The organism is Cerasicoccus frondis (assembly GCA_031296915.1).
Taxonomy (GTDB): domain Bacteria; phylum Verrucomicrobiota; class Verrucomicrobiia; order Opitutales; family Cerasicoccaceae; genus Cerasicoccus; species Cerasicoccus frondis.
In genome coordinates, this window is the sequence record JAVDPC010000001.1 from 106,729 (window position 1) to 121,420 (window position 14,692).

The following is a 14,692-nucleotide window of genomic DNA, read 5'->3' on the forward strand; positions in this document are numbered from 1 at the left end:
ATAACTCTGCTATGAAAATTTGGAACGAAGAAAAAGCGGCCGCCATTGAGGCCGTCATTGCGGCCAGCGAGCTCTGCGAGAATGTCCGCCAAAAGCTTGGCGCTGGCGATTCCGCGCAAAAGGAAGACCGCTCTCCGGTAACGATTGCCGACTACGGCTCCCAAGCCATCGTGCTAGCCCACCTGGCCAAGCATTTTCCAAACGACCCTGTGGTTGCCGAGGAAGACGCCACTGAGCTGTCTGGCGACGCCCAGGCTGAGCTACGGGCTAAGGTTGTCGCAGAAGTGCAGGCCATTGACCCAACTGCGAACGAAGGCAGCGTCATCAAGGCGATTGACCGAGGCAACTATGGCGGCAAGGACGGACGTTTTTGGACGCTGGACCCGATTGACGGCACCAAAGGTTTTCTCCGGAAAGATCAGTATGCCGTGGCTCTGGCGCTCATCGAAGACGGTCAAGTTGTCTTGAGTGTGCTCGGCTGTCCCGCCCTGCCCCAGATTCTCGACATGCCACATGGCCAAGTTGGCTGCCTGTTGGTTTCAAGAAAAGGCCATGGCGCCGAAATCTACGACATGGCTGGCAAAATGATTTCCGGCGCGGTCGTGGATGATAATTTTAACCCAGCTCTGGCGACGATTTGCGAGTCCGTCGAAAGTGGACACTCTAAGCACGACTGGGCCGCAGCGATCGCCGAAAAGCTTGGCGTTACAACGGAATCCGTCCGCATGGACAGCCAGTGCAAATACGCCGCAGTCGCCCGTGGTGACGCCTCCGTCTATTTACGCCTACCGACCCGGCCCGGCTACCAGGAGAAGATCTGGGATCACGCGGCAGGCATGCTCGCCGTTCAGGAAGCGGGCGGACGGGTGACGGATATTAATGGCCAACCACTCGATTTCGGCCAAGGCCAAACCCTGAGCCTCAATCAGGGCGTCGTCGCCACCAATCTCCACATCCATGATTTCGTCCTGCAGGCAATCGCAGAGACCCAAGACGAGTACGCCCCCAAATAGCATGCACGACATCCTCCAAACGGGCTTACCCGTTACCATTCCGCTCTGGGAAAAAGACATTCCCTTTGCGGATGAGGCCCTCCCCGGATTGCCCCGCCTCACGGTTTATTTGCCCAGTCAGGAACACCGCACCGGTCAAGCGATGGTCGTCTGCCCGGGCGGCGGTTATGGGCATCTGGCCATTGCTCACGAAGGCCATCGCGTGGCGCGCTTTCTGAGCAGCCAAGGCGTCTTAGCCGCCGTTTTGGAGTATCGTTATTCGCCTTACCGGCATCCTGTGCCACTGATCGATGCTCAGCGCGCGATCCGCATGGTGCGTTACCACGCCGCAGAATGGGGTGTCGATCAGACGCAAGTCGGCATCATGGGTTTCTCCGCCGGTGGACACCTGACTGCCTGCGCCGCCACGATGAAACCAATCAAGGAAGGCATGGTCGACGACGAAATCGATCAGCTCGGTTCCCGCCCGGATTTTGCGGCTCCTATTTACGCCGTCGTCTCCATTTTTGAACCCTACGCTCACCTCGGTTCCCGCCAAAATTTATTGGGAGATAAGGCGGAGGATATGGAGCTTGTCGCCGCACTTTCACCAGAGCGCCAAGTGAATGAAACCACGCCGCCTTGTTTCATGGTCCACACCAGCGAAGACATGGTGGTTGTGCCCGAGCACAGCATTACCTTTTACCAGGCGTTGCGCAGAAACAACGTCCCCGCCGAGTTACACATCTACGAAAAAGGCGGCCACGGCATTGGACTGGCTCATAATCACCCTTGGGGGCCCGCGTTCCTCAGTTGGTTGAAGAACCGCCTTTAGGATCAGCCGCTACAGGCAGAAAGGTGAAGCAAGCAACAAGCTTCTCAGACGCTATCCAGGCTAGCCCACCAATCTAGGCGCTTCGCTAAAAAGCCTTATGCTATGTTTGCACAACAACCGAGCGGTTGTTTTTGAAAACGACCATGTGCCTTTTTTGAGGCCAACCGAGCGCCTTAATACTCACCCTTATACTGCGGGTGAACCCAGAGAAACTCATAAAGTTTGTTTTGCACCCGCACCAGTCCACTGAAGCTAGGGCCTATTCACCGTGCTCCAAGTCCAGCGAATCACGCTGAGAAAAAATTCGGAGTTCGTGGTCGCTAGCCCCGAGCAGATGCCGAAGCTCTTGCCTTCTACCCGCGCTGCTTCAAATCATACATTGCAACGATGTAAGGGTGTGACGGATCGTAATGCGTGAGCGTGTCCGGGTTGTCGACGCGACCGATGCGGCGGCAGTTGGCGCCAATGATGCCCAGTTCACTGTCGCCGATGTCTTCACGGCAAGCCTCTACTTTCGCCATGAGTGAGGCGACGATGTCTGGGTGCTCATCGAAGACATTGGTCGTTTCGCCAATGTCTTCGATGAGGTTATAGAGTTCTACTACCGCGCCTTCTTCATCTCGCTTACAGAAATGCAGTTTCCATTCGTGATCGCGCACCGCCTCGATGCGATTTTTCCAGTAATAAAAGAACACCTCATTCGGCGAGTCCGCAGTGGCGTCCGCCAATAAAACCGAGATATCTTTGCCATCGATCATCCGACCTTCTGCAAGCTTTGCATCGCAAAGTTTAGCAAGCGTTGGCAGGAAGTCCATCGATGTCGCGAGGCCACTCGTGGTCTGGCCGCCTGGAATGCCCTTGGGCCAACGCATCAAACAAGGCACGCGTTGTCCCCCATCCCAAGTTTGCCCTTTATGCCCACGCAAAGGCCCATTGCTGCCGCCCTCGCCTCGAGCGCGTGAACCGTTGTCGCTGGTAAAGATGACCAGGGTATTCTCGTCGATGCCCAACTGCTTTAGTTCATCGAGAATTGCGGCGGTTGCCCAATCGATCATTTCGACGCCGGCGCCATAACGCCCATTCTGCGACTCGCGCATGAACTTTTCGGGCGCGTAAATCGGCACATGGACATACATGTGGGCGAAATAAAGAAAGAACGGCTCATCCTTATTTTCACGCAAGAAACGAACAGACTCCTCAACGTAACGCTCCGTAATACCCGCTTGATCCGGCTGCTCTTGTATGACCTCCTGATCGCGAATCAGAGGTAACGGCGGATACTTGTCATCCTCGAACTGGCGTCCCATATCATTACTGTAGGGGATGCCAAAGTAGCTATCGAAACCGTGCTCGGTGGGTAAAAATTCGGGCTGATCGCCACAGTGCCACTTGCCCACCATCTTCGTTTTGTAACCACTTTGCTTAAGCGCCTTGGCGATGGTCATTTCGTCCGGGTTAAGCCCACAGTCATCACCTGGGAATAATACTGGCCGACCATTGAATTCGCCAAAGCCAATGCGCGGCGGATAGCATCCAGTCATCATCGCCCCACGCGATGGCGAACAGACCGGTGAAGCCATGTAGAAATCAGTAAAACGTAAGCCCTCTGCCGCCATCTGATCCAAAGCAGGCGTGCGATTCACCGTAGAACCGTAGCAGCCAAGATCTCCATAGCCGAGATCGTCGCAATTAATGAGAATGATATTGGGGCGAGCGGAACTGGTCATCCCTTAAATCAATAACCAAGCTCAAGCGGTTCAAACAAATTCTACTGTAACCAGTTTCCTTGCTTCACATGAAGCTCAGTGTCGGGCGTCCCTCATGAGGAAAAGCCTCTTCAAGTAATGGGGCCTTGGGCCGGGCGGTCACTGAAGGATGGCGACAAATCTGACCGGTATTCGAGATCACCTGAATCGCGCGGTCGTCCCAGATTTCGATCACGTAAGGGTCGAGCTCGTTCGTGATTTCCATGTCTTCAAGCTTGTGTTTCTTGAGCCACTTACGAATGGGCGGCAAGTATTCCTCATGGGCGGCGCGCGCCGTGAAGATCTTCACCTTTCGGCCCTCTGCCCGCCAACGCCGCACGCGTTCCATCATGTCCTTGATCGGCTTGCCGATGTGGCCTATGCCGCGCCACGAATTGAATTTCGCAAGCGTGCCATCCAAGTCAACGCCGATCCAGGGCGTGGTGTCTGGCTCGGCGGTTTCGCTGACTGGCTGCTCTTCGCTTGCGGGGGGGACTAATTGGCTCATGTAAGAAAAAGATTAGCTTATCGGAATAACGTTCGCGCGCAATGCCTATTGTGCTGCGGCGGCAACAGGCTCCATGCGGGCGCTGCGCGCCGCCCTCACCGAAACGCCAACACTGGAAAACAGCATCAGCAGCGCAGCGACGACAGGGTGCAATATACCAGCCGCCGCCAAACCCATTCCCAGAAAATTGTATGCGCCAGCAAATAACAAATTGCCGCGTACCGCGCGGCGAACTTTGCGAGACAAAGTCAGGCCACGCGCAATCGGCGTCAACGAGTCTCCCATCAGCACCGCAGGGGATGTCGCGCGACTCAGGTCCGCCCCCTGCCCCATCGCAATGGAGGCGTCCGCATGACTCATGGCGGCAGCGTCATTCAAGCCGTCCCCCACAAACACCACGCGCTCCCCGCTTGCTTGCCAGGCTCGCACACGCGCAAGCTTTTCCTCTGGACTCAGCCCAAAGTCGATCTCAACGCCAGCCAACTCACGTTGAACGGGTTCCGGGTCACCGGTCAATATAGACAGAGCAACTCCCTGTGATCGTAACGACGTCAAAGCGGGTTCGAGATCTGGACGCAGTTGTTCGCTTAGGTCAAAAGCCAAGGCCCACTGACCATTTACACTCACCAAGACTTCGCGCTTACTGTTGGCGCTGCGCGTGCGCGTTAGCAATCCGCCACCCAAAGTCTCTTCTACGAAGTCGCGCGAACCGATACGCAGCGCCGTAACAGAACCACCTAGCAAACGCACTTGCGCATCGACGCCGCGCCCGGGATGCTGAGTGATCTCCAAGGGTTCTACGTCCAATGCGGGCGCTTCGATTTGCGCAAGCGCACGCGCCACCGGATGCGGGCTCAGGCTTTCCACATCACGCACTGCAGCCAGCAGCTCATTACTTTGCGATGCAAAGTCGGGCGACACTTCAATATCTTCCACCTTCAACGACTCAAAGCTAAGGGTGCCGGTTTTATCAAAAACGATCCGATCTGCCTGGGCGAGTTGATCGCCAAAATCTCCAGTCCGCACCGTGAGACCAAGCCGTGAGAATTGCAGCAACTGGCTCCACACCGCAATCGGTGTTGCCAGCCCAAGAGCGCAGGGGCACGCCACCAACAGCACAGCCATGGCGTTAAACAAGGCCGTCGTCCATGGCCCGACGGCGGCCCAACCGATAAACGTAAACGACGCGATGGCAATGACGCTTGGCACGAACCAGCGCATCAATTTATCCGCCTGAACTTGTAACTCTGATGGCTTTAAGCGGGCCTGCTCAACAGCCTCAAGCACACCATCGATCCGACGCTCGCCCAGCAGCGCTCGTGGCTCGATCACAAAGGCGCCATCCACCGAATATGATCCAGCCCACACTTGATCGCCAGGCTGACGTCGCGTTGGCGTCAGTTCTCCCGTTACGGCGGTGTCAGTGACGTCACCAATTCCGGAGCGAATCACGCCATCAACGGGAATCGGCTCACCAGGCGCAACCGAGATCGCAGAATCTGCTGCGAGCTCGGCCACCGGAATGCGTCGTCGCTGCCCGCAACAGGTCTCCAAATAGGCGAAATCGAAGGCGTCACGCAATTCGCGCACGGCATCCAACGCACGCTCCCGAGAGCGCGAACCCAGGGTTTTGCCAACGGTGTAAATTGCGAGCACGATGGCGACGACCTCGTAATAAACAGAGCCTTCGCCAGTCAATGTTGCGGTGAGTGATGCGCCAAGCGCTCCAAGCGCGCTGATCAGGAACAAGGCCTCCACCGTGATGCGCCGCTCGCGCAAGGCAGCCCATGTATTCCGGATTAGAGGAGGCGCCAAGAGCACCAACACGACCAATGCGGAGATCAGTAACCCGCCATGCAATACCCAGTAGATGGCCTGCTCGCGCGTGAGTGGTGTTTCCGAAGTGTTCAGGCCGAGCCCAAAGATCATTCCCTGCCCGGCCATCACGGCGGCGATGCCGACCTTAAGCCAAGTCATCGTCCACGCGCGCTCATCCTCCGTTACCCCGGGCGCGGCATCGGTGTGGCAACAGCTATTGGGCAATTCGTCAGCCATAACACCAATAAGCGAACTGGTTTAAAGGGAAATGGCAACCATGCGATTCACTACTCAGCGCCAGCCGGTGCGGCGGAGGCGGGCTTAATTATGATCGGGAGCCCAGGCCCAGCACCGAGGAATTCCGACGCCAGCTCGTTGATTTCATCAAGTTTGATTGTGCTGTAGTCAGTGGCCAATGTCCGCGCCCAATCGAATTGCTGAGGATAGACCGTGGAGCCCGCAAGCACCCGGCTGAGCCAGTAGCTGTTTTTGCGAACGTATTCTTCGACATATTTCTCCATCGGCAACACCGAGCGCTGAAGCTCATCCTCCGTGACATTGCCCTTGCCCAGATCGACCCCGAGCTCGCGGATGATGTCGACCACAGTCTCCACTTTATTTGGATCCGCAAAGTTCAGGCCAAAGAGATAGCCATAGTTATCGTAAATTTCGCTCGAACTATTGCGTGCATAGGGGCTGTAACCTTCCCCCAGCTTTTCGCGCACTTCGAGGCGCAAGCGGTCCCGAAATACGCTGGCCAATACATTGAGACGGCGAGTCCGCTTGATGTCCCAGAAATCCGTTGTGGGCCAGTAGACCGTCGCCATTGCGCGCGGAATATCGGAGTCGAATGTATAGACCTGCTGATCGGTTGTCGTTGGAAAATTGACGCCGGTGCGCTCGGACTTGTAGAGATCCTGTTTGGCCTCCCGCTCGGGCAATGCGCCGACTGTTTTCTGGACGAGGGGCAGCGCTGTCTCAAAATCGACATCGCCGACGATGCTGACTTCGAGGTAGGACTTCGTCAGCGCGGGCTCCAACCATTCACGCAGCTTTTCCATACTCTGCGATGCAAAGTCACTTTCGGTTGGAAAGCCAAAACGGAAATTACCTCCAGCAATGAACTTCCCGACTTGATCGCTCCATACGCCTTCGACAGTGCGCGCCATTTCAATGGACATTTCGTCGTATGCCTTGCGCGCCTGACGCGCGGCTTCTTCCCGATAGCCCGGCGCAGTCAAGTAAGCGGTGAGCAACTGCAACTGACGCTCCAAATCTTTGGGCGTGGTGCCGCCGGCGAGGGTGAAGTTTTCCTCACCCACAGAGAAAGCGCCGCCGACGGATTGCCCGGCGAGCACCCGCTCCATTTCATCGACTGAGAGGTCCATCAGTCCACCTGCGGAAAACGCCATATTCGCAAACGTGGCGATGCCCTTTTGCTCGGGCTTCATGGACATTTCGCCACCGCCAAATCGAGCTAGCACGCCGACCGAGTTTGCCTCAAAGTCCGTTTGCTTAAAATTAAAGCGGACATTGTTGGCGAAGACGACCTGCCAGATGCCGAGGTCTTTAATGAATTCCTTTTTCACGACCTCGCCAGGTTCACCAAAGTCGGTGTACGGCCAAGATAATTCTTCACCGACAGCAGGTGCTTCGACAGCAGTTTGCGCGCTTGAGGCGAAAGCATCCTTCAACTGTGTATTCGCGTCATCCAGCTCGAGGTTGCCGCTGACAAATAGGAAGCGGCCACCACCATCCCAGAGTTTTTCCAAAGCGGACTGCGCTGTAGCTGGCGTAAGCTGCGCCATTGCTTCTTCAGCAATGGAGAGATCCGTTTCTGGCGACGTAAAAACCTGTGCACGCGATAAACTGCGCACCAGTCCGGCAGAGAGGTCACGTGACTTTCGCGTCGGCGCCGCTTTAACGGCCTCCTGGTAATCGTTGATGATCTTGGCCTTCACTTCGGCGACTTCGGCGTCGGTAAAGCCATGCTCAAGCGCACGCCGCAACTCTTGCTCAATGACGGTTACGGCGTCTTTCCATTGCTCTGGCTTGCAGGTCAGGTCGAGGCCGCCGATTTCAAAATAGTCCAGGTAATCCCACGAGTAGGCGCTGCCAGAGGTGAAGGGCGCGTTCTCCTTTTTAGCCAGAATTTCCAAGCGTCGCGTGATAATGCGATTAGCGGCGCTGGTGATTAAATCCCGGACCCGCACCGCACGGCTGTCGGGATCACCGTGATAGGCACGCAGCGTCATCAGGGAGACTTCGGTGGATGTCGCTTCCGCCTCGGAATGCAGCAACACCTCAAGCTCCGGCGTGGTGAGCTCGCCCATGTCAATCTCAGGAAGACTCGACTTGGGGTTAACGAGGTCGCCGAACATCGCCTGAATGGCTTGAGCGGTTTTTTCAACCTCCACATCACCCACTACGACAACCGCCATATTATCGGGGCGATACCAGGTTTCATAAAATGACACGAATTCCGCGCGCGGGGCTTCCTTAATCACTTCCTCCAGGCCGATTGGAAAACGCTGCGGCATGCGCGCCTTGGGGAACAAGAACTCCCAATACGCGATAAAAGTACGGTAGTCGACCGAATCGCGATCGCGCTTTTCGCTTAAAATAACGCCGCGCTCCTGATCGATCTCCTGTTCGCGAAGCAACAGACTGCCAGCGTAGTCGCGCAAAACCTGCATGCCTTCGTGGAAGAGCTCAGGCGTGTTTTCCGGCAGCTCAAGCTTATAGACCGTTTCGTCAAAGCCGGTGTGCGCGTTGGTGTCGGCGCCAAAGCTCATCCCCAGGCGCTGCAGGTATTCGATCAGTTCCCCGGGCGGATAGTGCTCAGAACCGTTAAAAGCCATGTGCTCCAGGAAGTGGGCCAAACCACGCTGTGACTCCGTCTCCTGCAACGAACCGGCCTCAACCAAGAGCCGCAAGCTCACGCGGCCAGGCGGTTCGTTATTAGGCATGATCGCGTATTTCAGGCCGTTGTCCAACTGACCAAAGGTTACAGCCTGATCGGCAGGCAAATCGCTGGCTTGCGGTTCATCGGCGATCAGACCAATGCTCAAGGCGCACCAGCCAATTAAGGCAACGAGAATGGGATTTTTGAGAATTGGCATAAAGGAAATATTCACGCACAGACCTGGATCACAAGCCAAGGCCAAAAAGTTTGTGTTTCCTTTGACGCCCAGGACGTTATCAAGTTCCCCTTTTAGCGTCTTTTACCGTAACGATGATCATCCTTTACCGCATACTTTTCCCTTTCATGCTGCTGCTGGCGCTGCCGTATTATGGCGCGCGCATGCTTAAGCGCGGCGGGTATGGGAAGGATTTGCGTCATCGCTTCGGAGCCATCCCCCCCCTCCCTCGGCCTGATCCCGGCGTCAAACGCATCTGGATACAAGCCGTCAGTGTGGGGGAAATTCGCGCCATGCAACCGATTATCGATGGGCTTAGCCAGCGCGCCGACATCGAGCTTGTCCTCACGACGACCACGAGTACTGGCTACCAACTAGCCCGTGAACACTACGGTAAGAGTTGCCTACAGGTTGGCCTATTTCCCATCGATTGGTTTCTTTTTTCAAAAAAAAGTTGGCGGCGTATAGATCCCGATCTCGCCATCCTAATGGAAGGTGACTTGTGGCCGGAGCATTTACAACAAGCACAAAAGCGAAATGTGCCAGTGATGCTCATCAACGGCCGTATGTCCGACCGCTCATTCAAGCGTTACCAAAAAGTCAGCGGCCTCGCTCAATGGGTTTTTACGCAATTGGACACGGTCTACGCTGGCTCAAGTCAGGACGCTGATCGCTTTGCCCAATTGGGCGTTCAGGAATCGAGGCTCGAAACGACCGGCAACATCAAGTTCGACGTTCAAGTCAAACCACTCCTCAATGAAGCCGAGCTCCAAAAGCTGCGCATGGAATTGGGATTCCCTGCCGATGCGCTAATTCTACTCGGCTCATCCACCTGGCCAGGCGAGGAAATCATGCTGGCGCAAGCATTACAGGAAATTAGGAAAACCAATCCTAACACCCGCCTGCTCATCATCCCACGTCACGCTGAGCGCCGGAAAGAAATACGCCGCGACTTGGAGCAGTTCGCATTTTCATTCGCTTTCCGCACTGAGACAAAGGATGCGCCCGAGTCGTTGGATATCTACGTGGGCGACACGACTGGCGAATTGGCGATGCTAAGCCAGGCGGCAGACGTTGCATTCATCGGCAAAAGCCTGCCCCCGCATACCGAGGGCCAGACGCCCATTGAGGCCGCTGCATTGGGTCTCCCCATCGTTTACGGTCCGGGAATGGGCAATTTCCGCCGAGTCTGTCAGTCACTGGAAGCGGAGTCGGCTGCACGTCGGGCAGTAGATGCTGACGACGCCAAGCAGAAGATTCTCACGCTGCTCTACGAGCCCGCAGAGCGTAAAGCCATGACAGAATCCGCCCAACGCTGGCACACGAAAAACAGAGGCGCCGCAGATCGGGTCATCGCGGGCATCATTGCGAAACTAGACCGGTAAGGTGTCGTCCTTGGCGTCAATCCAATCGCGTTGAAGCCTGAACAACATCCTTCTGGAAGTAGTTCAAGTCCATGCCTTGATTGACAACAATCCCCTGCGCGTTGATGCCACTGCTCATTGGGCTGAGCAGGAACACGGCGGTATTCGCCACTTCCTGCGTGGTGATTGCTTTGCCGCGCAAAGTGAGCTTTTCAGCGTAGAGATAATTCTCCAAGTATCCGGGTATGCCAGCACTGGCGCTCGTCTTGAGCGGCCCGGCGTTGACGGTGTTAAAGCGGACTTGTGAATCTGCGCTGAAGGACTTCGCCAAAAAGCGCGAAGTGCTTTCGAGCGCCGCCTTAATGGGCGACATGTAGCCGTAATTCTCCGCCAAAACCTGGCTGGATATGCCGATGGACACCACTGAGGCATCCGGCTTGAGCAATGGCTTAAACGCGCGGGCAATCTCCACCAACGAAAAACTGGAAATCGCGGTAGCCTGCAGGAAATCTTCACGATCCGTTTCGTGAAACGGGCGAATGCCCTTATTGTAATTCGCAAAGGCAATGGAATGGACGATGCCGTCGAACGGCGCCCCCCCCCCTTCCTTCAAGGCTTCAGCCAGCGCAGCAATTTCCTCCCCCCGCTCAACATCACAAAGGTGAACCGAGCGGTCGGCCATCAGCTTGGCGAGGGACTCCTTGCGCGACTCGGAACGAACCGAGTAAACGACTTCCGCCCCTTCCTCCTCCAGGGATTTGCCAATGGCCCAAGCCACGCTCTTACGATTGGCGACGCCGAACACGAGGTAGCGCCGGTTTTTGAGATCCAACAAAGACATGATTAATCGTCGAGGGGTAGAGCGACGTTTTTCTTTTTCATCGTCAGGCAATTGCAACCATTGACGTGTTCGTATTCCAGCTCATCCATCATTTGCTTGAGAAAGAAAATGCCCAAGCCGCCAATTTCGCGGTCTTCAATCGCCGCGTCCAAATCCGGGTCTTTGGCGTCTGTCAATGGGTTGAATTCCTTCCCGTTATCGGTCATCTTTGCGACGACTAAGTCGTCTTGCATCTCGATATCGAGATCGACACGGTGATCCGAACCGTCTTCAAATCCATAGGAAATGATGTTGGTCAGGATCTCGTCCAGGCACAGGTTAAAGGCGTGCACCACGGCCGGGTTGACCATGTGTTCGTCGCCGAAAGTTTCGAGGTCTGCAGCCAGCTTTTCCAGCTCAGACAAATCATTGTGATAAGTAAAATGCATCAGCAGGTGTCAGGGTTGTCGAGAGATGGCGTTTACTTGAAAATGACTTCGACGAGGGAGTAATCGTCTTCAAAGGCGTCCCGACCTTGCGCCGCGCGCACCCAGTCGACCATGGCCTGAACCTTGGACTTGCCCCCAGCTGGCTTGTCGAGCTCGATGGCAAACTCGTCGTCAGTCATCATGCCAGATCCATCCTTGTAATCCACTTCGTAGACGCCGTCACTGAAGACATACAGTTTGTCGCCGGGCTCGATTTTCACGGTTTCCGTCATGTAGGTCAGGCCCGGCATACCGCCGACAATCATCCCTGGCGTCGACAGGCGCTGGTGCTCTGCTCCCTCGCGAACGAGGACCGACGCAGGGTGTCCGCCGGAGCTATAGACCATTTCGCGTGTGCTCTTATTATAGACGCCGTACCACATGGTGAAGTACATGTCGTTGTGCTTCTCCATGTCAAAAGCCTCATTGAGGCCGCCCAACACGGCGCCGGGATCATGGAAATCCACTCCCGGCAAAGACATAGCGCGCATGACATTAATCGCCGAAACGGAGTGTAAGGCCGCCCCTACCCCATGGCCACAAACGTCGAGGAGGTAAATGGCGAAGTGCTCGTCGTCGAGCCAGTGGTAACCAAAGGTGTCGCCCGCAAGATCCGTTGACGCAATGAACACCCAGTCTGTCTTGACGATGTCGTCTTCGTGCTTGGCGGGAAAAAGAGACTGTACGTAGCGGGCAGCTTCATCCAGCTCAGCCTGCAAGGCGGCCTGCGCTGCATTACGCTCCAAGAGGCGGATGTACCCCGTAGAGTGATAGCGAATGCGGGCAATAACTTCCAGCTTGTCGGGAAGCTTGACCATGTAATCGTTCGCTCCGAGTTCGAAGGCCTTCTTTTTCGTTTCGGCTTCCTCCTTGGAAGATAGAACGATGATTGGCACGTCGCGAAGCTCGGGTTTGCCACGGTAAAATTTAACCAACGTCAAACCATCTACGTCTGGCATCACCAGGTCTTGCAGAATGACCGTAGGTTGAATGTGCAAGGCGGACTCGATGGCTTTCGTTGGCTCGGTCGTGGAGTGGAATTCGATGCCCGGCTCGTCCACCAGCATCCGGCGCACCGCCTCACAAACCATGCCCTGGTCATCGACCATCAGCACCTTAATTTTAAAATCCTGTTTCGCAGCTTCGAGGGCTTCACTCATAGCAATATGCGCTCACCATAGCGCCCTTCGCATCCAGCACAAGCGTTCAGTCACAAATTGAGCAGATAAAGCGCTAAAAATTGGCTCATCCACTCGAAAAATGTGCAGAATAGCACTGATTTTTAAAATAGTGCACTAATGGCATGTTGGGTGCTTAATACCACAACATATTGACTTAGGCATTTACGAATTTACTATATTTAGGGCCTAGCTACTAGTTTTTCACGTAAAATTGACCAAAAATCATTTGACGCAGAAGCACTTTCATACGATTGTATACCTGTCGGCTGAGCGCCGTTAACTAACTAAACCAAACAAGACCATGCCAGCAACACTCGAGACACCAAAAGCCCGTCAGGCCCCCAAGCCCAAGACGTCACCCGAACTCGCTGAAATCGTTGACCGCGTTGACGATCTAGGCGAATGGCCCATCACCAAGTGCGACGAAGCAAATGTGCCGCTGAACATCGTAATCAGCGAACCCGATGATTTCAATGCACGCTGGACGCTGCTTGCAGACAACTTCAAGCCACGCAACGCCACCATCGACATTGAAACCTATGAAGTAGAAGCCGACAACAAAGAGGACCTACTCGCGATCGTTAACCACATCATCCTCCCCCTCTACAAGGCCGCCGTATTCCAACTGGAGACCAAGGGGACGTGCTTCTTCTGGAGTAAAGACAACAAAGGCTGACCTCAATAAGGTTCAGTTCAGTTAGCGGAAACACGGGCGGGCCGTCAACCCACCCGTTTTTTGTGTACGCATTTCAGGAGCTATCGTCCAGAAGTATGACCGCGAAGCCACTGAATGAACTGCGCTTTGGGCAGCGCCCCCTGTTGCTTGGTGACGAAGTTGCCTCCCGAGAAAAGCATTAATGTCGGAATCGAGCGAATCTGAAACAGGCTGGCAGTCTGCGGACATGCCTCGGTGTCCACCTTCAAGAATACAGCCTCCGTCGCCATTTCTGCTGCAACCGCCGCATAGTCCGGCGCAAACATTTGGCACGGGCCACACCAATCGGCCCAGAAATCCACGACTACCGGCAGGCCAGACTTGCCCAGATAGCGACCGAATGTTGCGTCAGTCGCGTTAATTGGCTTTCCCGGTAAAAGCGGCGCCTGGCATTTGCCACATTTGGGACCGGCGGCCAATTTCTCCTGAGGCGCGCGATTGATCGCGTTGCAACTTGGGCAGACGATTTGAACAGGCTCGGTAGACATAACCGCATCTTTGAACGAAGCGCGCCTGCAAGAAAAGCTCAAAGCTCACTTCAGCCCATCAAGCGCATCCCAGGGGCTCGTTTCCTTCCACTGCTGCTTCACCTGCTTCTGCCGCTGGCGGATAGTCTGTTGGCTGCGCGACTCACAGCGTCGCACCCAGTCCAGCAGCTCCTCCGGACGAATCGCAAAGCCTCCACTGGCGCGAATGGATTCTGCGATCAAGTTGTCCCGGCTGACCACCGTGCATGTTTTCGGGTTCTTGGCGTTTTTCACGATCTGCTCAATCAGACCGTCGGCCGAGAGATCACTGGGCGAATACAGCACGGCAAAAGTGGAGATTTCACCGGGGAATTGCACATCAACCATCGCCCCACGCCCATCGAAAACAATCGTCACGCGGTAGTTGTCCACGTCGTGGATCACACGCACCGATTCCACCAAGTGGTCACAGGTGCCCGCTGGGTCACGCTTAAAGCGGTCGGCAAACTCAGGCCACTGATGAATCACATTGTAGCCGTCGATCAGCAAATGATTTTGCCCTGCCATTAATTATTCATTGCCGTGCAAACCTGATTTTGCAACGCTCCAAAACTACCTA

The 14,692-nt window shown here is 55.3% G+C and carries 13 protein-coding genes; 4 read left to right on the forward strand and 9 right to left on the reverse strand.

All coding sequences use genetic code 11. The features are described 5' to 3' along the window. Positions 1 to 11 precede the first annotated feature (11 nt). Entirely contained in the window at positions 12 to 1,013 is a 1,002-nt protein-coding gene (locus RBB63_RS00475) for a 3'(2'),5'-bisphosphate nucleotidase (protein WP_309379993.1), read from the forward strand. 1 nt (position 1,014) lies between these two features. After that, positions 1,015 to 1,827 carry an alpha/beta hydrolase gene (locus tag RBB63_RS00480; protein WP_309379995.1) on the forward strand — a complete coding sequence of 271 codons (813 nt, stop codon included), beginning with the start codon at positions 1,015 to 1,017 and terminating at the stop codon, positions 1,825 to 1,827. A gap of 353 nt (positions 1,828 to 2,180) precedes the next feature. Here the strand turns inward: RBB63_RS00480 and RBB63_RS00485 are convergent, their stop codons facing one another. The 4 genes from RBB63_RS00485 to RBB63_RS00500 form a co-directional block, all read right to left on the reverse strand. Beyond that, on the reverse strand, positions 2,181 to 3,554 hold the full coding sequence (locus tag RBB63_RS00485) for a sulfatase family protein (RefSeq protein WP_309379997.1): 1,374 nt from the start codon (positions 3,552 to 3,554) through the stop codon (positions 2,181 to 2,183). A gap of 64 nt (positions 3,555 to 3,618) precedes the next feature. After that, on the reverse strand, positions 3,619 to 4,080 hold the full coding sequence (locus RBB63_RS00490; protein WP_309379999.1) for a hypothetical protein: 462 nt from the start codon (positions 4,078 to 4,080) through the stop codon (positions 3,619 to 3,621). 45 nt (positions 4,081 to 4,125) lie between these two features. Then, on the reverse strand, positions 4,126 to 6,135 hold the full coding sequence (locus RBB63_RS00495; RefSeq protein ID WP_309380000.1) for a heavy metal translocating P-type ATPase: 2,010 nt from the start codon (positions 6,133 to 6,135) through the stop codon (positions 4,126 to 4,128). 50 nt (positions 6,136 to 6,185) lie between these two features. Continuing rightward, on the reverse strand, positions 6,186 to 9,020 hold the full coding sequence (locus RBB63_RS00500) for a M16 family metallopeptidase (RefSeq protein WP_309380002.1): 2,835 nt from the start codon (positions 9,018 to 9,020) through the stop codon (positions 6,186 to 6,188). 113 nt (positions 9,021 to 9,133) lie between these two features. Between RBB63_RS00500 and RBB63_RS00505 the strand changes: the two genes are divergently transcribed. Beyond that, positions 9,134 to 10,423 carry a 3-deoxy-D-manno-octulosonic acid transferase gene (locus RBB63_RS00505; RefSeq protein WP_309380003.1) on the forward strand — a complete coding sequence of 430 codons (1,290 nt, stop codon included), beginning with the start codon at positions 9,134 to 9,136 and terminating at the stop codon, positions 10,421 to 10,423. A gap of 16 nt (positions 10,424 to 10,439) precedes the next feature. On the opposite strand, the gene RBB63_RS00510 is transcribed toward RBB63_RS00505, so the two are convergent. Genes RBB63_RS00510 through RBB63_RS00520 form a run of 3 tightly spaced genes read right to left on the reverse strand, consistent with a single transcriptional unit; the run spans position 10,440 to position 12,870 of the window. Then, positions 10,440 to 11,243 carry an enoyl-ACP reductase FabI gene (locus RBB63_RS00510; protein ID WP_309380005.1) on the reverse strand — a complete coding sequence of 268 codons (804 nt, stop codon included), beginning with the start codon at positions 11,241 to 11,243 and terminating at the stop codon, positions 10,440 to 10,442. Between the two features lie 2 nt (positions 11,244 to 11,245). Further along, complete coding sequence (locus tag RBB63_RS00515; RefSeq protein ID WP_309380007.1) at positions 11,246 to 11,671, reverse strand: ATP-binding protein; 426 nt, start codon at positions 11,669 to 11,671, stop codon at positions 11,246 to 11,248. Between the two features lie 32 nt (positions 11,672 to 11,703). Then, on the reverse strand, positions 11,704 to 12,870 hold the full coding sequence (locus RBB63_RS00520) for a SpoIIE family protein phosphatase (protein WP_309380009.1): 1,167 nt from the start codon (positions 12,868 to 12,870) through the stop codon (positions 11,704 to 11,706). Positions 12,871 to 13,192: 322 nt separating this feature from the next. Here RBB63_RS00520 and RBB63_RS00525 point away from each other — a divergent pair, with 322 nt between their 5' ends. Then, positions 13,193 to 13,567, forward strand: a complete 375-nt coding sequence (locus RBB63_RS00525; protein ID WP_309380011.1) for a hypothetical protein — start codon at positions 13,193 to 13,195, stop codon at positions 13,565 to 13,567. A gap of 80 nt (positions 13,568 to 13,647) precedes the next feature. Here RBB63_RS00525 and trxC read toward each other — a convergent pair whose 3' ends face one another. Then, positions 13,648 to 14,094 (reverse strand): thioredoxin TrxC, encoded by a 447-nt coding sequence (trxC, locus tag RBB63_RS00530; RefSeq protein WP_309380013.1) that lies wholly within the window; start codon positions 14,092 to 14,094, stop codon positions 13,648 to 13,650. A 45-nt stretch (positions 14,095 to 14,139) separates the two neighbouring features. Next, entirely contained in the window at positions 14,140 to 14,640 is a 501-nt protein-coding gene (locus RBB63_RS00535) for an NYN domain-containing protein (RefSeq protein WP_309380015.1), read from the reverse strand. Positions 14,641 to 14,692: the final 52 nt, after the last annotated feature.